The organism is Variovorax sp. GW823-FHT04F07 (assembly GCF_058795995.1).
On record NZ_JBXAIG010000013.1, the window covers coordinates 6,634 to 27,824 of the forward strand.

Annotated in this window: 17 protein-coding genes; 16 read left to right on the forward strand and 1 reads right to left on the reverse strand. The window is 69.0% G+C overall.

The window, feature by feature from the left end; genetic code table 11:
- The 5 genes from AC1RAA_RS30945 to AC1RAA_RS30965 all read left to right on the forward strand — a co-directional run.
- On the forward strand, window positions 1-2,716 hold a 2,716-nt coding region (locus tag AC1RAA_RS30945), incomplete at its 5' end, for a YadA family autotransporter adhesin (protein ID WP_492732760.1).
- Between the two features lie 85 nt (window positions 2,717-2,801).
- Window positions 2,802-3,953, forward strand: a complete 1,152-nt coding sequence (locus AC1RAA_RS30950) for a DUF2827 domain-containing protein (protein ID WP_492732758.1) — start codon at window positions 2,802-2,804, stop codon at window positions 3,951-3,953.
- A complete protein-coding gene (locus tag AC1RAA_RS30955) occupies window positions 3,950-5,116 on the forward strand; it encodes a DUF2827 domain-containing protein (protein ID WP_492732756.1) in 1,167 nt (388 codons plus the stop codon). Before AC1RAA_RS30950 ends, AC1RAA_RS30955 begins: the two co-directional genes overlap by 4 nt.
- Window positions 5,117-5,127: 11 nt before the next feature.
- Window positions 5,128-5,718 (forward strand): hypothetical protein, encoded by a 591-nt coding sequence (locus AC1RAA_RS30960; protein WP_492732754.1) that lies wholly within the window; start codon window positions 5,128-5,130, stop codon window positions 5,716-5,718.
- 123 nt (window positions 5,719-5,841) lie between these two features.
- Window positions 5,842-8,088 (forward strand): acyl-CoA dehydrogenase, encoded by a 2,247-nt coding sequence (locus AC1RAA_RS30965; protein ID WP_492732752.1) that lies wholly within the window; start codon window positions 5,842-5,844, stop codon window positions 8,086-8,088.
- On the opposite strand, the gene AC1RAA_RS30970 is transcribed toward AC1RAA_RS30965, so the two are convergent.
- Window positions 7,994-8,845 (reverse strand): helix-turn-helix domain-containing protein, encoded by an 852-nt coding sequence (locus tag AC1RAA_RS30970; RefSeq protein WP_159273226.1) that lies wholly within the window; start codon window positions 8,843-8,845, stop codon window positions 7,994-7,996. The genes AC1RAA_RS30965 and AC1RAA_RS30970 overlap by 95 nt on opposite strands.
- Before the next feature lie 132 nt (window positions 8,846-8,977).
- On the opposite strand from AC1RAA_RS30970, the gene AC1RAA_RS30975 reads away from it, so the two are divergent.
- From AC1RAA_RS30975 to AC1RAA_RS31025, 11 genes are all read left to right on the forward strand, one after another.
- Window positions 8,978-9,391, forward strand: a complete 414-nt coding sequence (locus AC1RAA_RS30975) for a hypothetical protein (protein ID WP_492732750.1) — start codon at window positions 8,978-8,980, stop codon at window positions 9,389-9,391.
- Between the two features lie 166 nt (window positions 9,392-9,557).
- On the forward strand, window positions 9,558-12,425 hold the full coding sequence (locus tag AC1RAA_RS30980; RefSeq protein WP_095746438.1) for an aconitate hydratase: 2,868 nt from the start codon (window positions 9,558-9,560) through the stop codon (window positions 12,423-12,425).
- A 10-nt stretch (window positions 12,426-12,435) separates the two neighbouring features.
- Window positions 12,436-12,897 carry a metallophosphoesterase family protein gene (locus tag AC1RAA_RS30985; protein ID WP_492732748.1) on the forward strand — a complete coding sequence of 154 codons (462 nt, stop codon included), beginning with the start codon at window positions 12,436-12,438 and terminating at the stop codon, window positions 12,895-12,897.
- Between the two features lie 122 nt (window positions 12,898-13,019).
- Window positions 13,020-13,856, forward strand: coding sequence for an iron uptake transporter permease EfeU (gene efeU / locus AC1RAA_RS30990; RefSeq protein ID WP_492732746.1), 837 nt, complete (start codon window positions 13,020-13,022; stop codon window positions 13,854-13,856).
- Window positions 13,857-13,869: 13 nt separating this feature from the next.
- Entirely contained in the window at window positions 13,870-15,048 is a 1,179-nt protein-coding gene (gene efeO, locus AC1RAA_RS30995; RefSeq protein ID WP_369629781.1) for an iron uptake system protein EfeO, read from the forward strand.
- Between the two features lie 22 nt (window positions 15,049-15,070).
- Complete coding sequence (gene efeB / locus AC1RAA_RS31000) at window positions 15,071-16,372, forward strand: iron uptake transporter deferrochelatase/peroxidase subunit (RefSeq protein ID WP_492732743.1); 1,302 nt, start codon at window positions 15,071-15,073, stop codon at window positions 16,370-16,372.
- 48 nt (window positions 16,373-16,420) lie between these two features.
- The gene (gene efeO, locus AC1RAA_RS31005) at window positions 16,421-17,257 is read left to right on the forward strand and encodes an iron uptake system protein EfeO (RefSeq protein WP_082818180.1); all 837 of its coding nucleotides are present in this window, start codon (window positions 16,421-16,423) and stop codon (window positions 17,255-17,257) included.
- A gap of 140 nt (window positions 17,258-17,397) precedes the next feature.
- A complete protein-coding gene (locus AC1RAA_RS31010) occupies window positions 17,398-17,697 on the forward strand; it encodes a FeoA family protein (RefSeq protein WP_070062301.1) in 300 nt (99 codons plus the stop codon).
- A complete protein-coding gene (gene feoB / locus AC1RAA_RS31015) occupies window positions 17,690-19,585 on the forward strand; it encodes a ferrous iron transport protein B (RefSeq protein ID WP_307586735.1) in 1,896 nt (631 codons plus the stop codon). The genes AC1RAA_RS31010 and feoB overlap by 8 nt, the downstream gene beginning before the upstream one ends.
- A gap of 27 nt (window positions 19,586-19,612) precedes the next feature.
- Window positions 19,613-19,915, forward strand: coding sequence for a DUF6587 family protein (locus AC1RAA_RS31020; protein WP_062477175.1), 303 nt, complete (start codon window positions 19,613-19,615; stop codon window positions 19,913-19,915).
- A gap of 5 nt (window positions 19,916-19,920) precedes the next feature.
- A complete protein-coding gene (locus AC1RAA_RS31025; RefSeq protein WP_492732741.1) occupies window positions 19,921-21,105 on the forward strand; it encodes an FAD-dependent monooxygenase in 1,185 nt (394 codons plus the stop codon).
- The last annotated feature ends 86 nt before the right edge of the window (window positions 21,106-21,191 follow it).

A 21,191-nucleotide genomic window follows, 5' to 3' on the forward strand; every position in this document is an offset into this window, starting at 1 on the left:
GAGCACGGCCACGAGCGGAATCGACAGCCTGTCGACCGGTCTGAGCACGGCGACCAGTGGCATCTCCAGCCTGTCCACCGGCTTGAGCACGACGAACAGCAACGTGAGCAGCCTCTCGACCTCGACCTCGTCAGGCCTGAGCACGGCGACGAGCGGCATCGACAGCCTCTCGACCGGTCTGAGCACCGCCACCAGTGGCATTTCCAGCCTGTCCACCGGCTTGAGCACGACGAACAGCAACGTGAGCAGCCTGTCGACCTCGACGTCGTCTGGCCTGAGCACGGCCACGAGCGGAATCGACAGCCTGTCGACCGGTCTGAGCACGGCGACCAGTGGCATCTCCAGCCTGTCCACTGGCTTGAGCACGACCAACAGCAACGTCAGCAGCCTGTCGACCTCGACGTCGAGTGGCTTGAGCACGGCAACGAGCGGAATCGACAGCTTGTCGACCGGCCTGAGCACCGCCACCAGCGGTATCTCGAGCCTGTCCACCGGCCTGAGCACCACGAACAGCACCGTGGGTAGCTTGTCGACTTCGACGTCGAGCGGCATCTCCAGTCTGTCGACCGGCCTGAGCACCGCCACCAGCGGCATCTCCAGCCTGTCCACCGGCCTGAGCACCACGAACAGCAATGTGGGCAGCCTGTCCACTGGCTTGAGCACCGCCACCAGCGGCATCTCCAGCCTCTCCACAGGCCTGAGCACCACCAACAGCAACGTCAGCAGCCTCTCGACCTCCACGTCCTCGGGCCTGAGCACCGCCACGAGCAACATCGACAGCCTCTCGACCGGCCTCAGCACGACGAACAGCAACGTCGACAGTCTCTCGACCTCGACCTCGTCGGGCCTGAGCACGGCCACGAGCAGCATCGACAGCCTGTCGACCGGACTGAGCACCACCAACAGCAACGTCAGCAGCCTGTCCACCTCGTTCTCGTCCGGCCTGAGCACCGCCTACAGCGGCATCTTCAGCCTGTCGACGGGCCTGAGCACGACGAACAGCAACCTGGGCAGCCTGTCGTCCTCGACCTCGACCGGCCTGAGCACCGCCAACAGCAGCATCGGCAGCCTGTCGACCGGCCTGAGCACCGCCAACAGTGGCATCGGCAGCCTGTCGACCGGCCTGAGCACCGCCAACAGCAGCATCGGCAGCCTGTCCACCGGCCTGAGCACGACCAACAGCAATGTCGGCAGCCTCTCGTCGGGCCTGAGCACGACGAACAGCAACCTGAACAGCCTCTCGACCTCCACGTCGTCCGGCCTGAGCACGGTCACGAGCAGCGTGAACAGCCTGTCGAGCTCGGTGTCCACCGGCCTGAGCACCTCGGCCAGCCGCATCGACAGCCTGTCGACAGGCCTGAGCACGGTGGGCAGCAGCGTCGACAGCCTCTCGACCGGCCTGAGCACGACCAACAGCGCCGTCGGCAGCCTGTCGACGGGCCTGAGCACGACGAACAGCAACGTGAGCAGCCTGTCCACCGGGTTGAGCACGACCAACAGCACCGTCAACAGCCTGTCGACCGGCCTGAGCACCACCAACAGCAACCTGGACAGCCTGTCCACCAGCGTGGGCGGCGCGGCCAGCGGGCTCTCCAGCCTGTCGACCTCGACGTCGACCGGCCTGAGCACGGCGATGAGCGGCATCGGCAGCCTGAGCACGACGGTCAGCTCGATCTACAACGGAGGCACCAAGTACTTCCACGCCAACTCGACCAACACCGACTCCAAGGCCAGCGGTGCGGAAGCGGTGGCGATCGGGCCGCGTTCCGAAGCCAGCGGCGCCAACTCCTTCGCCGCCGGCAACGGCGCGCGGGCCACGGCCGACGGCGCGGTGGCGGTGGGCTTCGGGGCGCAGGCCACGGGCACCAACGCCATCGCCATCGGCACCGGGGCGCTGGCCACGGGCTCGCAGGCGATCGGCGCGAACTCCCGTGCCGGTGGCGGCGGCGTGGCCCTGGGTGACGGTGCGGACGCCGGCGGCACGCCGCTGAGCAAGGCGCAGAACATCGCGCAGGGAACGGCCATCGGCTTCGGCGCGGTGGTCCAGCAGACCGGCGGCGTGGCACTGGGTGCGAACTCGGTGGCCTCGCGGGCGGCGGGCGTGGCTGGCTACGTGCCGGGCAGCGCGAATGCGCAGCAGGAAGCGGCCATCAAGGCCACGACCAGCACGCAGGCGGCGGTGTCGGTGGGCGATGCGGCCAACAGCCAGTTCCGCCAGATCACGGGCGTGGCAGCCGGCTCGGCCGACAGCGACGCGACCAACGTGGCGCAGCTGAAGGCGGTCTCGGCGGCTGCGAAGGCCAGCAGCGTGCAGTACGCCACCAACCCCGACGGGTCGGTGAACTACAACCAGATCACGCTGGGCACCGAGACTTCGGGTCCCACGCGCATCAGCAACGTGGCACCGGGCGTGCTGCCGGGCGACGCGGTCAACCTGGGCCAGCTGCAGCAGGTGCAAAAGCAGGTGGGCGACGTGGCGCGCATCGCCTACTCGGGCTCGGCGATGGCCTTCGCGATGTCGGGCACCTACCTGCCCACGCTGTACCCCGGCGAGAAGACGATCGGCATCGGCATGGGTTCGTACAAGGGCTACAGCGCCGTGGCGCTGACCTTCAAGGCCCTGTCGGACGACGGCAAGATCTCCTGGGGCGCGGGCCTGAGCTCCACCGGCAAGGAGTGGGGCGTCAACGCGGGCATCGGCTGGAAGTGGAAGTAAAAGGCCGCTAGGCCGACGCCCCCGGTCCGGTGGCTCCCGTGCCCTGCGCGCGGGAGCCATTGTTTTTTTGGTACACACTTCGGCCATGCGCATCGGTATTTCAGTCCTCTCTCACGCGGGGCAGAACATCTGGGAAAACGGAATGGGACAGAACGTCCTGTTCCTGGCCCGGCTGCTGCAACGCATCGAATTCGTCGAGTCCGTCACGCTCATCGACGCGGGCGACCAGCAGGCGATGCCGCCGCAGGTCGACCTGTCGGCCATGGGGCTCTCGCTGGGCCGCGCCCGCGAGCTGACCGACGCGCTCGACGTGGTCATCGAAATGGCGGGCGCGCTCGACGTGCAGTGGCTGTCGTACTTCCGCGCCTGCGGCGGGCGCGTGGCCTTCCACGGCGTGGGGCAGCCCTTCGTGGCGCTGGCCGAGCCGATCGTCTTTGCCGACAAGGGGCACTTCGGCGCCACCGACCGCTGCGACGAGATCTGGCTGCTGCCCAAGGACACGGCCTTTGCGCCGATGATGCGCACGCTGCACCGCTGCCCGGTGCACGAGGTGCCGTACCTGTGGTCGCCGCAGTTCCTGGCGCAGCGCGTGGACGAGGTGCAGGCGCAGGGCTTTCGCTTCGGCTACCAGCCGCGCACGGCGCAGCAACCGGGTTTCCGGGTCGCGATCTTCGAGCCGAACATCTCGGTCGTGAAGTCGTGCAGCATCCCGATGCTGATCAGCGACGGGGCCTACCGCGCCAACCCGGAGCACGTCGCGGCGATGCACGTGCTCAACACGCTGCACCTGAAAGACCATCCGACGATGCTCTACCTGGCCAACTCGCTGGACATCGTGCGCCAGCACAAGGCCACCTTCCACGGACGGCACGACTTCGCCGGCTTCATGGTGCAGCACGCCGACGCGGTGGTGTCGCACCAGTGGCAGAACGACCAGAACTACAGCTACCTCGACGCGCTGTACGGCAACTACCCGCTGGTGCACAACTCGCCCTGGCTGCGCGACGCCGGCTACTACTACCCCGACTTCGACATCGCCGTCGGTGCCGAACAGCTGGCCGTGGCCGTGCGCGGCCACGACGCGCAGCTCGATGACTACCGCGCGCGCAGCCAGCGCGTGTTCGATGCGATCGACCCGATGCACCCCGCCAACATCGACGGCTACGCACAGCGGCTGTTGAACCTGGTCGGCGGCGATCCGGCGTTCCGTGCCGGTAACGCGAAGGTGGCCGCATGAGCGAGGTGCACAACCCCACCGCAGGCCCGCGCGCGGCCGCTGCACCGACCCGGCTGAAAGTCGGCGTCTCCATCTTTATCCGCAAGGGCGAGCAGAGCCTGTGGGAGAACGGCGTCTACCAGAACTGCCTGTTCCTCGTGATGCTGCTGCTGCGCTCGCCCTGCGTCGAGCGCACGGTGCTGGTGGCCGGCGGTGGCGACGGCGGCCCGGCCGACGCCACCAATTTCCTGGCCGATTCGCCGGTGCCGATCATCGACATGGCCACCGCCGCGCACGAGCTCGACCTCATGATCGAGATGAGCGCGCAACTGGGGCGCGACTGGTCGGTGGCGTTTCGCGAGCGCGGCGGAAAAATCGTCTCGATGCGCGTGGGCAACGACTACGTGATCGACATCGAGCGCATGACCTTCAACAAGCCGCACGGCATGCTGGTCAGTGGCGCGCCCTACGACGAGGTGTGGACGCTGCCCGAGTACGAAACCTCCTGCAAGCCGTACTTCGCGAGCACCTTCCGCGCGCCCACCAAGCTCATGCCGCACCTGTGGAGCCCGATGGTGGTCGAGAAGGCGATGGCGCGCGGCGCCGAGGGCAAGCGTTTCGCCTACGAACCGGGGCGCAAGCAGTGGCGCGTGGCCATCTTCGAGCCCAACATCTGCATGGTGAAGACCAGCTTCATCCCGATGCTGGGCTGCGAGTCGGCGCACCGCGCGCAGCCGCGCCTCATCGAGAAGATGTGGGTCTACAACAGCTTCCACCTGAAGGACAAGCCGAACTTCGTCGCCTTCGCCCAGAGCCTGGACCTCGTGCGGCACGGCCTGGCGACCTTCGAAGGGCGCTTTCCGCTGTACCAGGTGTTGCCGGGCGCCATCGATGCGGTCTTTGCGCACCATTGGGAGAACGCGCAGAACTACCTCTACTACGAGGCGCTGTACGGCGGCTGGCCGCTCATCCACAACTCGCACCTGATCGGCGACTGCGGCTACCGCTACCACGGCTTCGACTGCGAGGAGGGCGGGCAGGCGCTGCGGCGCGCCTTCGCCGAGCACGACGCCAACCTGCCGGCCTACCGCGAGCGCGCCCGCGCCCTCATCGCCAGGCTCGACCCGGAAGGCGAGGAGAACGTGCGCCTCTACTCGGCGGCCATCGAGAGCCTCTACGCGTGAAGGCGACACCGATGACCGCCTTGGCCCGATTCACCGCTGCCGCCTGTGTGCTCGCGATGGCCGGCAGCGCGTTTGCGCAGGGCGTGCTGGCCCCGCCCGCGGCGCCGCAGGACACGCTCACGCGCGCCGCCGCCAGCGTGGGCGTGCAGCGCTGCCTGCCCGCCATCACGCGGCTGGCCACGCTCACTGTGCAGGGCAGCCGCGCGCACGACGTGCTGCTCGACTGGGACCGCAAGCGCCCCGACGCCGGCCCGGTGTTCTCGCTGGTCGGCATCCAGTACCCGAACGCGGGCGTGGCCGCGTCGATCACCGCCATTCCCGACGACAGCGGCGCGTGCACCGTGGCGGCCGAGCGCATCTCGGTCGCGCCCTTCACCTGCGCCAGCGTGGCCGAGCAGGAACTGAAGAACTACAAGCGCACGCCGCTGCTGCCGATCTACACGGTCTACACAGACGACAAGGAACCCACCTCGTCGGTCTCGCTGATCGATTCGCCGCCGGGCTGCCTCGTGATCCGCCGCTACGTCGAGTACGGCTGGCGCGATCCGAATGCACCCGTGCCGGCCGCCGCGCCGGCCGGGCAGGCGCCCAAGCGCCGCTGAGCCTGCGGGCCGCGCGAGCCCGTCTCCGACACGCGTGAACGCCCTTGGCCGGCCCCGTCGGGGGCCCGTGCCGTCCAAGAATGGACGCATGCCGCGCGCTCCGGTGCGGCGCAAGGAGACCCCATGCCACTGGCGACCCTGATCGGCAGATGGGCGATGCAGCCTTTCTCCAAGGCCCTGCCGCCGCTGGGCGACACCGAGCGCGCCGCGCTCGAGGCCGGCACGGTCGGGTTCGAAGGCCAGCTCTTTGCCGGGCGCCCTGATTTCGACGCACTGACAGCCGCCGGCCCCAACCAGCTCAGCGCGCGCGAAGAAGCCTTCCTGGCGAACGAAGTGCCCGCGCTGTGCCGCATGCTCGACGACCACGCCATCGACCAGGCGCACGACCTGCCGCTCGAGGTGTGGCGCTTCCTGCGCGAGAAGCGCTTCTTCGGAATGATCATTCCCGAGGCCTTCGGCGGCCTGGGCTTCGGCCATTACGCGCATGCGACGGTGGTGGCGCGCATCGCGAGCGTCAACGTGGCAACGGCCGTCACGGTGATGGTGCCCAACTCGCTCGGGCCGGCCGAGCTGCTGCTGCGCTACGGCACCGACGCGCAGAAAGACCACTACCTGCCGCGCCTGGCCGACGGCCGCGAACTGCCGTGCTTCGGCCTGACCTCGCCCTACGCGGGCTCCGACGCCGCCGCCATCCCCGACCGCGGCGTGCTCGTCGAGCGCGAGTTCCAGGGCCGGCGCACGCGCGGCTTCCTGGTCGATTTCGACAAGCGCTACATCACGCTCGCACCGGTCGCCACCGTGGTCGGCCTGGCGTTCCATGCCATCGACGAAAGCCAGCGTGAGCTGGGCATCACCTGCGCGCTGATTCCCGTGCCGCACGAAGGCATGGAGATCGGCCGGCGCCACCGCCCGATGGACAGCGCCTTCATGAACGGCCCGATCCACGGCCGGCAGGTGTTCGTGCCGATGGACTGGGTCATCGGCGGCGAGCCGCAGGTGGGGCAGGGCTGGCGCATGCTGATGGAGTGCCTGGCTGCGGGGCGCGCCATCTCATTGCCCGCGCTGGGCTCGGCGATGCAGCAGACCGCGCTGTACGTGAGCAACGCCTACGGCCAGATCCGCGAGCAGTTCGGCCTGCCGGTGGGCAAGTTCCACGCAGTGGCGGGGCTGGTCGCGCAGATGTCGGCGCAGCTGTACGCGACCGATGCCGCGCGCCGCTTCACGGCGGCCGCGCTCGACAAGGGCGAGCGGCCCAGCGTGGCCAGCGCGATCCTCAAGGTGCAGCTCACCGAGGCCGGGCGGCGCGCGGTGAACCACGGCATGGACATCCTCGGCGGCAAGGGGATCATCTCGGGCCCGTCGAACCTGCTCGGCGTGGCCTACCGGCAGGCGCCGATCGCGATCACGGTGGAGGGCGCGAACATCCTCACGCGCGCGCTCATCGTGTTCGGACAGGGCGCGGTGCGCTGCCACCCGCACGTGCTCGACGAAATGGCGGCGGTGCAGGCGAAAGACGAAACGGCGCTGGGCCAGGCGCTCATCGCGCACGGCAAGCACGTGGCGGTGAACCTGTGGCACAGCCTCTTCGGCGCGCCGGTGCGCGGCGATCCGCCCGAGGCGCTGGCGGGCGAAGCGCGCCTCATCGCGCGCATGAGCGCCAAGTACGCGCTCACCGCCGACCTGGCCATGGGGCTGCTCGGCGGCAAGCTCAAGCGCATGGAGCTGCTGTCGGCGCGGCTGGGCGACGTGCTGGCCCACCTGTACCTGGCGAGCGCCTGCGTGTGGCGCTACCGCGTCGATGCGGCGCCCGAACTGCTGCCCTTTGCGCAGGCGGCGATCCGGCTGCAGCTGGACGAAGCCGGCAAGATCCTGCGCGACCTGTACGCCAACCTGCCGACACCGGGGCGGCGCCTGCTCGGTGCGCTGGTGCTGCGCCGCACCGCGCACCTGGCGCCGCTGCGCGACGTGCAGCTGATGGCATTGGCCGAGCTGCTGCGCACGCGCCCGGGGGTGGTCGCGCGGCTCGTGCCCGATCTGTCGGAGCCCGGCCCGGGCGGCCTGCGCGACCTGATGCAGGCGATGGCGCTCGGCGCGCGGCTGGGCGACGAGACGGCCGCGCTCAACAAGGTGCTGCGCCGCACGCGCTCGCTCGACGAGGCGGCGCAATCGGCCAGCGACCCCGCGCTGGCGCTGGCCTACCTGCAGGCGGCCGACAAGGTCATCCAGGTGGACGACTTCGAAGGGCCGGCGCGCAACGCGGACGGCAGCGCCGGCCTCAGCGCGCCTGCTGCGCCGCCAGTGCCGTCAGCGCCGCCGCCGTCTGCTCGTCCGCCGGAAAGAACGACTCCACCGCGAGTTCCTGCAGCGTGACGTCCACCGGCGTGCCGAAGATGGTGATGGTGCTGATGAAGCTCAGCACGCCGCTGGGCATGACCACCTGGAACGGCACGGCCACGGCCGACAGGGCGGTGTCGAGCAGCGGCGCGTCGTGGCTCACGGCCGGCGGCGGGTAGCCCTCCAGCTCGTCGTGCAGCGCCTGCAGCACGGTGTCGCCGGTGGCGGCGATCTGCTGCTGCAACCGCTCCAGCAGGTGCGTGCGCCATTGCGCCAGGTTCGCGATGCGCGGCGCCACGCCTTCGGGGTGCAGGCTCAGGCGCAGCACGTTGATGGGCGGCTTCAGCAATTCGGCCGAGCAGCCTTCCATGAGCAGCGGCACCAGCGCGTTGTGCGCCACCAGGTTCCAGTGGCGGTCCACGGCCAGCGCGGGGAAGGGCTCGTGGCCCTTCAGCACGAGGTCGATGGCGCGGCGCGCCGAGGCCATGGCCGGGTCGTCGAGCGAGCGCTGGCGGTACATGGGCGCGAAGCCGGCGGCCACCAGCAGCGCATTGCGCTCGCGCAGCGGCACATCGAGCCGTTCGGCCAGCCGCAGCACCATCTCGCGGCTGGGCGCGGCGCGGCCGGTTTCCACGTAGCTCAGGTGGCGGGTCGAGACCTCGGCCTCCTGCGCCAGGTCGAGCTGGCTCAGGCGGCGGTGGGTGCGCCAGTGCCGCAGGTGGGCGCCGAACGGGTCGCGCGCGCCGGGAAGGCCAGCGGCGGCCTTGGACGAATGGGTGCGGGGGGTGTTCATGGAGCCGCATTCTGGCGCGGCGGCGGCGCGGCGCCATGACCTCCCAGGTCATCGACGCGATCCACGCCCGGCGGAATCATCGACCCCAACGCAGCAGGACTGGCCTGCAGCGTACCCACCCAGGAGATCCACATGTCTGTTTTCGCTTCCCCCCGCTTCCTGTCGAACGTGATGTGGGCCGATGCCGCTTCGTGCGCCGCGACCGGCGCGCTGCAGGTGGCGTTCACCGACGTCCTCGCCTCCCTGACCGGCCTGCCGGCCTGGCTGCTCATGGGCACCGGCGTGTTCCTGCTGGCCTACGCAGCAGCCGCCGCCTTCATGGCCAGCCGCGCCACGCCGCCGCGCACGCTGATCGGCCTCGTGGTCGTCGGCAACTTCGCCTGGGCGGTGGCCTGCGTGGCCCTCCTGGTGAGCGGCGTGTTCGCGGTCACCGCGCTGGGAATGGCCTGGGTGCTGGCGCAGGCGTTGTGCGTGGTCGTGCTGGCCGAGCTGCAATGGACCGGCCTGCGCCGCACCCGGGCCAGTGCCCAGATGGCGATGGCCTGAACGCCTGACGACCGTCCGCTCCACGCCCGCCGCACCCCGTGCGGCGGGCGTTTTCGCTATGAGAACGATAGTTCCGGGAGAGCCCGACAAGGAAGACCGACTACAGCCACTGACATTGAACCTCGCTATCCTTGAGAGGCTTCCACGAACACACAGGAGTCTTCTCATGGCCAAAGCCCCGGCGCACGCGTTTGCGTCCACCCTCAAGACCTTCAAGACCGCGTCGGGCAAGTCCGGCAAGTACTGGTCGCTGAAGGAACTGGCCAAGCAGTACCCCTCGGTGGAGCGCCTGCCGGTGTCGATCCGCATCGTGCTCGAGTCGGTGCTGCGCAACTGCGACGGCCAGAAGGTGTCGGCCAAGCACGTCGAGGAACTGGCCCACTGGGCGCCCAATGCCGAGCGCACCGACGAAATTCCCTTTGTCGTCACCCGCGTGGTGCTGCAGGACTTCACCGGCGTGCCGCTGCTGGCCGACCTGGCCGCCATGCGCAGCGTGGCCGCCAAGCTGAACAAGTCGCCCAAGACCATCGAGCCGCTGGTGCCCGTCGACCTGGTGGTCGACCACTCGGTGATGGTCGACTACTACGGCACACCCAAGGCGCTCGACCTGAACATGAAGCTGGAGTTCCAGCGCAACAACGAGCGCTACCAGTTCATGAAGTGGGGCATGCAGGCCTTCGACACCTTCGGCGTCGTGCCGCCGGGCTTCGGCATCGTGCACCAGGTCAACCTCGAGTACTTTGCGCGCGGCGTCTACAAGAGCCCGGCCGACAAGAGCGACACGCCCGTGTACTACCCCGACTCGCTGGTGGGCACCGACAGCCACACCACCATGATCAACGGCATCGGCGTGGTCGGCTGGGGCGTGGGCGGCATCGAGGCCGAGGCCGCCATGCTGGGCCAGCCGGTCTACATGCTCACGCCCGACGTGGTGGGCTTCGAGCTCACCGGCAAGCTGCGCGAAGGCGTCACGGCCACCGACCTGGTGCTGTACGTCACCTCGATCCTGCGCGCCGAAAAGGTGGTGGGCAAGTTCGTCGAGTTCTTCGGCCCCGGTGCCGCGTCCATCGCCGTGCCCGACCGCGCCACCATCGGCAACATGGCGCCCGAGTACGGCGCCACCATGGGCTTCTTCCCCGTCGACGAGATGACCGTGGCCTACTTCGAAGGCACGGGCCGCACCAAGGAGGAAGTGGAGCGCTTCGCCGCCTACTACAAGGCGCAGGGCCTGTTCGGCATGCCCGCGCCGGGCGACATCGACTACACCAAGGTCGTCAAGCTCGACCTGGGCACCGTCTCGCCCAGCCTGGCCGGCCCCAAGCGCCCGCAGGACCGCATCAACCTGGGCGACCTGTCGACCAAGTTCGCCGAGCTGTACAGCAAGCCCAACGACGCCAACGGCTTCAACCAGCCGGCCGACAAGCTCAAGCAGCGCTATGCGCTGACGCGCGAAGGCCAGAGCGGCGACACCGAGGTGCCCCCGCCGCCGCCCGGCTCGCCGCGCCCGGTCATCGAGATGGTGGCCAACCGCTCCACCAAGGCCGCGGCCCACACCAGCGCCACGGCGCCGTCGGCGCCCAAGGGCGACGTCACCATCGGCAACGGCGACGTGCTCATTGCGGCCATCACCTCGTGCACCAACACCTCCAACCCGAGCGTGATGCTCGCGGCCGGCATCCTGGCCAAGAAGGCGGTGGAAGCGGGCCTGAAGGTGCAGCCGCACATCAAGACCTCGCTGGCCCCGGGCTCGCGCATCGTCACGGAATACCTGGAGAAGGCGGGCCTCTTGCCGTACCTGGAGAAGCTGGGCTTCTACCTCGCGGGCTACGGCTGCACCACCTGCATCGGCAATGCCGGCGACCTCACGCCCGAGATCAACGAAGCCATCACGAAGAACGACCTGATCGGCGCGGCCGTGCTCTCGGGCAACCGCAACTTCGAGGCGCGCATCCATCCGAACCTGAAGGCCAACTTCCTGGCCTCGCCGCCGCTGGTGGTGGCTTTCGCCATCGCGGGCAACGTGATGACCGACCTCATGACCCAGCCCGTGGGCAAGGGCAAGGGCGGCAAGGACGTGTACCTGGGCGACATCTGGCCCACGCCGAAGGAAATCGACGATAACCTGCGCTTCGCGATGAACGCCAAGTCGTTCCGCGCGAACTACGAGAAGGTCAAGAGCGATCCGGGCAAGTTCTGGACGAGCATCAAGGGCACGACCGGCCAGGTGTACGACTGGCCCACCTCGACCTACATCGCCGAACCGCCGTTCTTCGAAGGCTTCCAGATGCAGCCGCACGCGTCGGACGCGGGCATCCAGGGCGCGCGCGTCATGGCGCTGTTCGGCGACTCGATCACCACCGACCACATCTCGCCGGCTGGCTCCATCAAGGAAAGCTCGCCCGCGGGCATCTGGCTCAAGGCGCACGGCGTGCCCAAGGCCGACTTCAACAGCTACGGTTCGCGCCGCGGCAACCACGACGTGATGGTGCGCGGCACCTTCGCCAACGTGCGCATCAAGAACCTGATGATTCCGCCGGACGCCAACGGCACGCAGGAAGAGGGCGGCGTCACGCTGTTCCAGCCGGGCGGCGAAAAGATGTTCATCTACGACGCCGCCATGAAGTACATGGCAGCGGGCACGCCCACCATCGTGTTCGGCGGCGAGGAGTACGGCACGGGCTCGTCGCGCGACTGGGCCGCCAAGGGCACGCAGCTGTTGGGCATCAAGGCCGTGGTGGCGCGTAGCTTCGAGCGCATCCACCGCGCCAACCTGGTCGGCATGGGCGTGCTGCCGCTGCAGTTCCGCGGCGCCGATTCGTGGCAGACGCTGGGCCTCACGGGTGAGGAAAAGATCGACGTCGTGATCGGCGGCGAACTCAAGCCGCAGATGGACGTGAAGCTGGTCGTGCACCGCGCCGACGGCACGCACCAGGAGGTGACGGTGCGCCTGCGCATCGACACGCCGATCGAGGTCGACTACTACAAGCATGGCGGCATCCTGCCGTTCGTGCTGCGGCAGCTGCTGGCGGCCTGACGGGTCGGGCTTGATCCGCGTCGGGCTCATCTCCGACACCCACGGCCTGCTGCGTCCGCAGGCCGTGGCGGCCTTGCAGGGCAGCGACTTCATCGTGCACGGCGGGGACATCGGCGACGCCGGCATCCTCGACGCACTCGCCGCGATCGCGCCGCTGACGGTGGTGCGCGGCAACAACGACCGCGAGGCGTGGGCCGGGGCCATTCCAGAGAGGGCATTCCTGAAGGTCGGCGACGTGCATGTCTACGCGATCCACGACCTTTCTCAGATCGACATCGACCCCGCCGGTGCCGGCGTGCGTGTCGTGATCTCCGGCCACTCGCACCAACCCAAGGTCGAAGAACGCGGCGGTGTGCTCTACGTCAACCCGGGCAGCGCCGGCCCGCGCCGATTCAAGCTGCCTATCGCCGTGGCCGAGCTGATCGTCGACGGCGACACGGTCAGTGCACGCATCCTCGAACTGCCCCTGTGAGCGGGGCGGGGTCGAATACCCCTAATTGAGAATAAATCTTATTTGATGGGGTATCCTCGGGCCGTTCCTTGAAAAATGCACCACATCGGGGCATTTTTCAAAGGACATTCTTCTGTCCCGAGATGCTCATTCCCTTTCTCATCATGCTGCGCGAAGGCATCGAGGCCGCGCTGATCGTCGGCATCGTTGCCAGTTACCTGAAACAAAGCGGTCGCGGCGTGCTGATGCCCGCGGTGTGGGTCGGCGTGCTGCTGGCCACCGCGCTGTCGTTCTTTGCCGGCGCCGGCCTGCAACTGCTGGCGGCCGAGTTTCCGCAGAAGCAGCAGGAGCTGTTCGAGGGCGTGGTCGGGCTCATCGCCGTGGTCATGCTGACCACGATGGTGTTCTGGATGCGCAAGGCCGCCCGCTCCATCAAGGGCGAGCTGCACGCGTCGATCGACAAGGCGCTGGCGCAGCATGCCGATGGGCAGGGCTGGGCGCTGATCGGCATGGTGTTCCTCGCGGTCGCGCGCGAGGGGCTGGAGTCGGTCTTCTTCCTGCTGGCCGTGTTCCAGCAGAGCACCGGCTGGGAAGCGCCCGTGGGCGCGCTCGCGGGCATCGCCGTGTCGGTGGTGGTCGGCTGGGGCATCTACTCGGGCGGCGTGCGGCTCGACCTGCGCCGCTTCTTCCGCTTCACGGGCCTGTTCATCCTGCTGGTCGCCGCCGGGCTGCTGGCCGGCGTGCTGCGCAAGCTGCACGAGGCCGGCGTGTGGAACCAGCTGCAGACCGTGGTGTTCGACATGAGCGAAACCCTGCCGATGGACAGCCCCGTGGGCGCCGTGCTGTCGGGCCTGCTGGGCTACCAGGCCGCGCCCGTGGTGGGCGAGGTGATCGTCTACCTGGCCTTCCTGGCCGTGGCCCTGTTCTTCTTCCTGCGCCCGGCGGCTGCTGCGGCGCCGCGCACGGCGACTGCCGGCTGATCTTTCTTCCCCGATGTCTTCTTCCTCTTCTTCGTCATCGACGCTCATGCGCGTCGCCGTGGGTGCCTCGGCGCTGCTGGTCGTCGCCGGCCTCGCGGCCTTCTGGTACGCCTCGAACCAGGCGCGCAAGGCGCCGCCCAAGGCGGTCGACCATGCCGTCACCGTCACGATCCGCGGCAACGCCTGCGACCCGAACGAGATCACCGTGCCCGCGGGGCGCACGACCTTCACCATCGTCAACCAGTCGAACCGCGCGCTCGAGTGGGAAATTCTCGACGGCGTGATGGTGGTCGAAGAGCGCGAGAACATCGCGCCCGGCTTCTCGCAGACCATGACGGTCAAGCTCTCGCCAGGCGACTTCGCCATCACCTGCGGCCTGCTGAGCAACCCGCGCGGCAAGCTGCACGTCACGCCGTCGGCGGCCTCGCTGGCCGAGGAGGCGCGGCCCTCGCTCGTCAACTACGTGGGCGCGCTGGCCGAGTACCAGGTGTTCCTGCGGCTGGAGGCCGCCACGCTCGACGACGCGGTGCGCGCGCTGGCCGATGCCGTCAAGGCCGGCGACCTGGCGCAGGCGCGCGCGCTCTACGCGCCGGCCCACCAGGCCTACAAGCGCATCGAGCCGATGGCCGAGCTGTTCGCCGACCTCGACGCGCGCATCAACGCCCGCGCCGACTACTTCGAGAAGCGCGAGGCCGACCCGGGCTTCAGCGGCTTCCATCGCATCGAGTACGCGCTGTACGGCCAGGGCGATCCCAAAGCATTGGCCCCGGTCCTTGAGAAGCTGCTGGCCGACACCGAGACGCTGCAGGCGCGCTTGCGCGAGTTGAGCGTGCCGCCCGAGCGGCTCGCCAGCGCCGCCTCGAAGCTGCTGCGCCGCGTGGCTGACAACCTGCCGGCCGGCGGCGAAGACCACTACGGCCATGCCGAGCTGGTGAACCTGCAGGGCAGCTACGAAGGCACGAAGAAGATCGCCGACCTGCTGCAGCCGCTGCTCGTGAAGGCCGCGCCCGCGCAGCAGAAGGCCGTGGACGAACGCTTTGCCGCCTTCGACGCCGCATTGGCGCCGTACCGCGCCGGCGAAGGCTTCCAGCCCGCGCCGCTGGACGACGCGCAGCGCCAGGCGCTGGCCGTGCCGGTGCGCGCGCTGGCCGAGGAACTGGGCAAGGTGAACGCCGCGCTCGGTCTGGAATGAGTTGAGAGAGAACGACGACCCCATGGAACCGACGAAGAAGAACGACACCGCTCCTGCCTCGCCGCACCGCCGCCGCATGCTCGGCGCCGCGGGCGTGGCCTTTGCCGGGCTCGCCGCCAGCGCGCGCGCCGGCGCGGCCATTCCGGGCCCGCCCGACACCGGCGCGCAGGTCACCGACGCGCCGCAGAGCACCCACACGCAAGACCGCGTGCCCTTCCGCGGCAAGCACCAGGCAGGCGTCGTCACGCCGCGTCCGACGGCCGGCATGATCGCCTCGTTCTACGTGCTGGCCGAGAACCGCGCCGACCTGGAGCGGCTGATGCGCACGCTCACCGAGCGCATCGCCTTCCTCACGCAGGGCGGCCCGCAGACCGACCCCGACCCCAAGCTGCCGCCCGCGGGCTCCGGCATCCTCGGCCCGGTGGTGCAGCCCGACGGGCTCACCGTGACGGTGTCGGTCGGCGCCTCGCTGTTCGACGAGCGCTTCGGCCTCGACAAGAAAAAGCCGCTGCGCCTGAAACCGATGCAGCGCCATCCGAACGACGCGCTCGATGCGGCGCTGTGCCACGGCGACCTGTCGATCCAGTTCTGCGCCAACACGCCCGACACCAACATCCACGCGCTGCGCGACATCATCAAGAACACGCCCGACCTGCTGGTGTTGCACTGGAAGCAGGAAGGCTCCGTGCCGCCGATCCCGGCCGTGGCGGGCCAGCCGGCGGAGAGCGCGCGCAACTTCCTGGGCTTTCGCGATGGCTCGGCCAACCCCGACTCGGCCGACGACACGCTCATGAACAAGCACGTCTGGGTGCAGCCGAGCGGCGACGAGCCCGCCTGGGCCGTGGGCGGCAGCTACCAGGCGGTGCGCATCATCCGCAACTTCGTGGAGCGCTGGGACCGCACGCCGCTGCAGGAACAGGAGGCCATCATGGGCCGCCTGAAACCCAGCGGCGCGCCGCTGGACGGTGGCAAGACCGAGCACGACGTGCCGGACTACACCAAGGACCCCGAAGGCAAGGCGACGCCGATGGACGCGCACATCCGCCTGGCGAACCCGCGCACCAAGGCCTCGGACGCCAACCTGATGCTGCGCCGGCCTTTCAACTATTCGAACGGCGTCACCAAGTCGGGCCAGCTCGAAATGGGCCTGCTGTTCATCTGCTACCAGGCCGACCTCGAGAAGGGCTTTGTCGCCGTGCAGACGCGCCTGGACGGCGAGCCGCTCGAGGAATACATCAAGCCCATCGGCGGCGGCTTCTTTTTCACGCTGCCCGGCGTGCAGGGCGCTGACGACTGGCTCGGGCGCAGCCTGCTGGCCGCCTGATCCTTGCTTTCCCTTTTCATCACCACCGCATCGCATCCAAGGAGATCCATGACCGTGCAGTTCCGCCGCCGCTTCCTCGCCGCTTTCGTCGCAGGCTTTGCCGGGCTCTACGCCGTCGGCGCGCAGGCCGCCGTGTCGCCGCTCGAGCTGGTCGGTCCGATCTCGGACTACAAGATCTACGTGACGCAGAACGTGCGCAAGCTGGCGGCCGACGTGCGCGTGTTCACTGCCGCCGTGAAGGCCGGCGACATCGAGAAGGCCAAGAAGCTCTACGCGCCCACGCGCACCAGCTACGAACGCGTGGAGCCCGTGGCCGAGCTGTTCACCGACCTCGACCAGTCGATCGACTCGCGCGCGGACGACCACGAGAAGGCCGAGAAAGACCCGGCCTTCATCGGCTTCCACCGCATCGAGTACAGCCTGTGGACGCTCAAGAGCACCAAGGACCTGAACCCCGTGGCCGACAAGTTGCTGGCCGACGTGCTCGAGCTGCAAAAGCGCCTGGGCGCGCTGACCTTCCCGCCCGAGAAGGTCGTGGGCGGCGCCGCCGTACTGATGGAAGAGGTGGCCGCCACCAAGATCTCCGGCGAGGAAAACCGCTACAGCCACACCGACCTGTGGGACTTCCAGTCGAACTTCGAGGGCGCCTACAAGATCGTCGAGCTGCTGCGCCCGCTGGTCGTGAAGCAGGACAAGCCGTTCGCCGAGAAGGCCGACGCCAACTTCAAGGTGGTGTTCGACACGCTGGCCAAGTACCGCACGGCCGATGGCGGCTTCGAAACCTATTCGAAGCTCACCGAGCGCGACCGCAAGATGCTGGCCGGGCGAGTCAACACTCTGGCCGAAGACCTGTCGAAGCTGCGCGGGATGCTCGGATTGAACTGAGTCCGGCCCCGGGGGACGCGCTCATTTCCGGCTGACCCGGGACTTTTTGGGGTTGGTCAGGTTTTCGCGAGTGAGAATTGCTAGCATCTGGCTTTTGCTTACTGGCGTGTCCCGGGGTTTCCGGGGGGCGCACCTCCACCGTGCGAAACAACGACCTCGGCGCAGCGCCGACCACCACCGCGCTGAGCCTCGACCAGCTTCCGTCCCATCAGTGGGCCACCGTGCTCGACGTGGCCCGCCCTGACAGCGCGGACGACCGCGAGCTGGTGCTGCGCCTGACCGAAATCGGCTTCGTGCCGGGCGAGGCCGTGCGCATCGTCGCCACCGGCACCCCGGGCCGCGAGCCGCTGGCCGTGCGCCTGGGCCACACCACCTTCGCGCTGCGCCGCCACGAGGCCGCGCTGATCCACGTCACGCCGGGAGCCGCGAACCATGGTTGAAGCCGTCATCCAGGGGCCGGGCCGCCTCGGTGCCACCGCGCAGCCCGCGCGCATCGCGCTGCTTGGCAACCCGAACTGCGGCAAGACCGCGCTCTTCAATCTGCTGACCGGCAGCCGCCAGAAGGTCGCCAACTACGCCGGCGTGACCGTCGAGCGCAAGGAAGGCACGCTGCGCACGCCGACCGGCCGCCGCGTGTTCGTGCTCGACCTGCCGGGCGCCTACAGCCTGAACGCCTTGAGCGCCGACGAAGCCGTCACGCGCGACATCGTCACCGGCCAGGCACAGGAAGCGCTGCCCGACCTGCTCGTGTGCGTGACCGACGCCACCAACCTGCGCCTCAACCTGCGGCTGGTGCTCGAAGCCCGCCAGCTGGGCCTGCCGATGGTGGTGGCGCTCAACATGACCGACATGGCCAAGAAGCAGGGCATCGCGGTCGACACCGCCGTGCTCTCGCGCGAACTCGGTGTGCCGGTGATCGAGACCGTGGGCGTGCACACCGGCGGCGCGAAGAACCTGCTCGAGGCGCTCGACGCACCGGTCGCCGCCGCGGCGCCCCAGCCCTGGAAGGCGCCCGGCCTGGACGACGTGCTCGCCACGCAGCGCGAGGTGCGCCGCATCCTCGGCCTGGCCGTGAAGGAGCCCGTGGGCAGCCTGGACACCAGCGACCGCATCGACCGCGTCGTGATGCACCCGGTGTGGGGCATGCTGGTGCTGGCGGTCACCATGTTCCTGATGTTCCAGGCCGTGTTCAGCTGGGCCAACGTGCCGATGGACGCCATCAAGGCCGGCACCGAAGGGCTGGGCAACCTCATCAAGACGCACATGCCCGAAGGCATGCTGCAGAGCCTGCTGGTCGACGGCGTGATCGCGGGCGTGGGCGGCGTGATCGTGTTCCTGCCGCAGATCCTGATCCTGTTCCTGTTCATCCTCGCGCTCGAAGACTCCGGCTACCTGCCGCGCGCGGCCTTCCTGCTCGACCGCCTGATGGGCACCGTGGGCCTGTCGGGCCGCTCGTTCATTCCGCTGCTGTCGAGCTTTGCCTGCGCCATTCCGGGCGTGATGGCCACGCGCACCATCAGCAACTGGCGGGACCGCATCACGACCATCATGATCGCGCCGCTCATGACCTGCTCGGCGCGGCTGCCGGTGTATGCGCTGCTCATCGCGGCCTTCATTCCGGCGCGCGAGGTGGGCGGCATCTTCAACCTGCAGGGGGTGGTGCTGTTCGCGCTGTATGTGTTCGGCATCGTCTCGGCGATGGCCGTGGCCTGGGTGATGAAGCGCTTTCGCGACAGCACGCGGCACTCGCCGCTCTTGATGGAACTGCCGGCTTACCGCTGGCCGAACCCGCGCAACCTGCTGCTGGGTTTGTATGAGCGGGCGTGGATCTTCATCCAGCGCGTGGGCACGATCATCCTCACGCTGACGATCCTGCTGTGGTTCCTGTCGACCTTCCCGTCGCCGCCCGAGGGCGCGACCGGCCCCGCCATCCAGTACAGCCTGGCCGGCATGATCGGCCGCGGGCTGGAGCACATCTTCGCGCCCATCGGCTTCAACTGGCAGATCTCCATCGCGCTGGTGCCGGGCATGGCCGCACGCGAAGTCGCGGTGGGCGCGCTGGGCACGGTGTACGCGCTCTCGGCCACCGGCGACGACGTGGCCAGTGCGCTGGAGCCGCTCATCGCCGGCAGCTGGTCGCTGGCGACCGCGCTGTCGCTGCTGGTCTGGTACGTGTTCGCGCCGCAGTGCATCTCGACGCTGGCGGCCGTCAAGCGCGAAACCGGCTCCTGGAAATACGTGTGGATCATGGCGGGCTACTTATTCGCCCTGGCATACGTGGCATGCTTCTTGACCTATCGCATTGCACTCGCTTTCGGCGCGGGGTAAAACCACAGGGAAAGGGTTGAAGAAGACATGACACAGCAACTGATCGTCGGATTGATCGTCGCGGCCGCCGCGCTCTACGCGGTCTGGCGCTGGATGCCTGCCGGCTGGCGCCGTGGCGCCGCGCGCAAGTTCGCGGCCGGCACGCAGCGCGCGGGCCTCATCGATCAGGCCCGCGCCGATCAGCTCGCCGCCTCGCTGGCCAAGACCTCGGGCTGCGGCTCGTGCGACAGCTGCGGCAGCTGTGCCCCCAAGAAACCCGCTGGCGCCGACCCGGCCGACAGCCACAGCAGCCCCGCGCTGACTTCCACCACGCCCAGCACCGGACGCTGAGTCCGATGCCCGCGCACATCCTCGTCGCCGGGGGCGGGATCGGGGGACTGGCCACGGCGCTGGCGCTGTCCCGCGCCCACCACCGCGCCGACGTCTTCGAACAGGCCGCCGACTTCGGCGAAATCGGCGCCGGCGTGCAGCTCGGCCCCAACGCCACCCGCCGCCTTCAACAACTCGACCTCGGCCGCGGCCTCGCAGCCATCGCGGCGCGCCCCGAGGCGTTGGTGGTCCACAGCGCCGGCAGCGGCGCCGAATTGGCCCGCATGCCGCTGGGCGATGCCATGCAGCAGCGCTACGGCGCGCCGTACTGCTGCGTGCACCGCGCCGATTTGCACACGCTGCTGCTCGATGCCGTGCGCGCGCAGGGCACGGGCTCGCTGGTCACGGCCGCGCGCATCCGGCAGGTCGAGACCAGCGACGACCTGGTCTGCGTCTCGAGCACCGACGCGCGTGCGTGGGAGGGCGAGGCGCTGGTGGGGGCCGACGGCCTGTGGAGCCTGGTGCGGGCGCAGCTCGAATCCGAATCCGCCGACGCACCACCGCGCGTGACGGGCCACACAGCCTGGCGTGCGTTGGTGCGTCAGGCCGACCTGCCTGCGGCGCTGCGTCGTTCGCGCGTCGATGTGTGGCTCGGGCCGCGTTTGCATGCGGTCGCGTACCCGGTGCGTGCTGGGGATGCGCTCAACGTCGTCGTGATTGCCGAATCTGCACCGGCTGGCGATGCGCGCGATTGGGATCAGGCCAGCAGCCTTGTCGCGCTGAAGCAGGCGATGGGGCGCAGCTGTGCGAGCCTTCAGTCATTGCTCGACGCGATGCCTGCTTGGCGTGCGTGGACGCTGAGCGACCGTGCGCCCGTGGCCGGGCCTGGCGACATGGCGCACGAGCGCGTGGCGCTGGTGGGCGATGCTGCGCATCCGATGGTGCCGTACCTCGCTCAAGGCGCTGGCATGGCGATCGAGGATGCGATCGCGTTGGCGGATGCCTTGGGTGATACCTCGGCGTTGGGGGTGCCGGCTGCGTTCGCACGCTATGCCGAGGCACGTTGGGAACGCAACGCGCAAGTGCAGGCGCGTGCGCGTCGCAATGGCGAGATCTTTCATGCCACCGGTGCGGTGCGCTTCGGGCGCGACATGGCGATGCGCTTGCTGGGCTCCCGGTTGCTCGATCAGCCCTGGCTGTACGGCGGCTGATCCAGGGCGCGTGCCCAGGCCACCGGGTACTTCCCTCCGCGAATGTCCCCCGGGGCTTCGCCCCTCCTCCTTGATTTCGCTGCGGG

Coding starts and splice junctions, on each gene's coding strand:
- AC1RAA_RS30950 (WP_492732758.1), top strand. CDS start 2,802: ATGCGCATCGGTATTTCAGTCCTCTCTCACGCGGGGCAGAACATCTGG.
- AC1RAA_RS30955 (WP_492732756.1), top strand. CDS start 3,950: ATGAGCGAGGTGCACAACCCCACCGCAGGCCCGCGCGCGGCCGCTGCA.
- AC1RAA_RS30960 (WP_492732754.1), top strand. CDS start 5,128: ATGACCGCCTTGGCCCGATTCACCGCTGCCGCCTGTGTGCTCGCGATG.
- AC1RAA_RS30965 (WP_492732752.1), top strand. CDS start 5,842: ATGCCACTGGCGACCCTGATCGGCAGATGGGCGATGCAGCCTTTCTCC.
- AC1RAA_RS30970 (WP_159273226.1), bottom strand. CDS start 8,845: ATGAACACCCCCCGCACCCATTCGTCCAAGGCCGCCGCTGGCCTTCCC.
- AC1RAA_RS30975 (WP_492732750.1), top strand. CDS start 8,978: ATGTCTGTTTTCGCTTCCCCCCGCTTCCTGTCGAACGTGATGTGGGCC.
- AC1RAA_RS30980 (WP_095746438.1), top strand. CDS start 9,558: ATGGCCAAAGCCCCGGCGCACGCGTTTGCGTCCACCCTCAAGACCTTC.
- efeU (WP_492732746.1), top strand. CDS start 13,020: ATGCTCATTCCCTTTCTCATCATGCTGCGCGAAGGCATCGAGGCCGCG.
- efeO (WP_369629781.1), top strand. CDS start 13,870: ATGTCTTCTTCCTCTTCTTCGTCATCGACGCTCATGCGCGTCGCCGTG.
- efeB (WP_492732743.1), top strand. CDS start 15,071: ATGGAACCGACGAAGAAGAACGACACCGCTCCTGCCTCGCCGCACCGC.
- efeO (WP_082818180.1), top strand. CDS start 16,421: ATGACCGTGCAGTTCCGCCGCCGCTTCCTCGCCGCTTTCGTCGCAGGC.
- feoB (WP_307586735.1), top strand. CDS start 17,690: ATGGTTGAAGCCGTCATCCAGGGGCCGGGCCGCCTCGGTGCCACCGCG.
- AC1RAA_RS31020 (WP_062477175.1), top strand. CDS start 19,613: ATGACACAGCAACTGATCGTCGGATTGATCGTCGCGGCCGCCGCGCTC.
- AC1RAA_RS31025 (WP_492732741.1), top strand. CDS start 19,921: ATGCCCGCGCACATCCTCGTCGCCGGGGGCGGGATCGGGGGACTGGCC.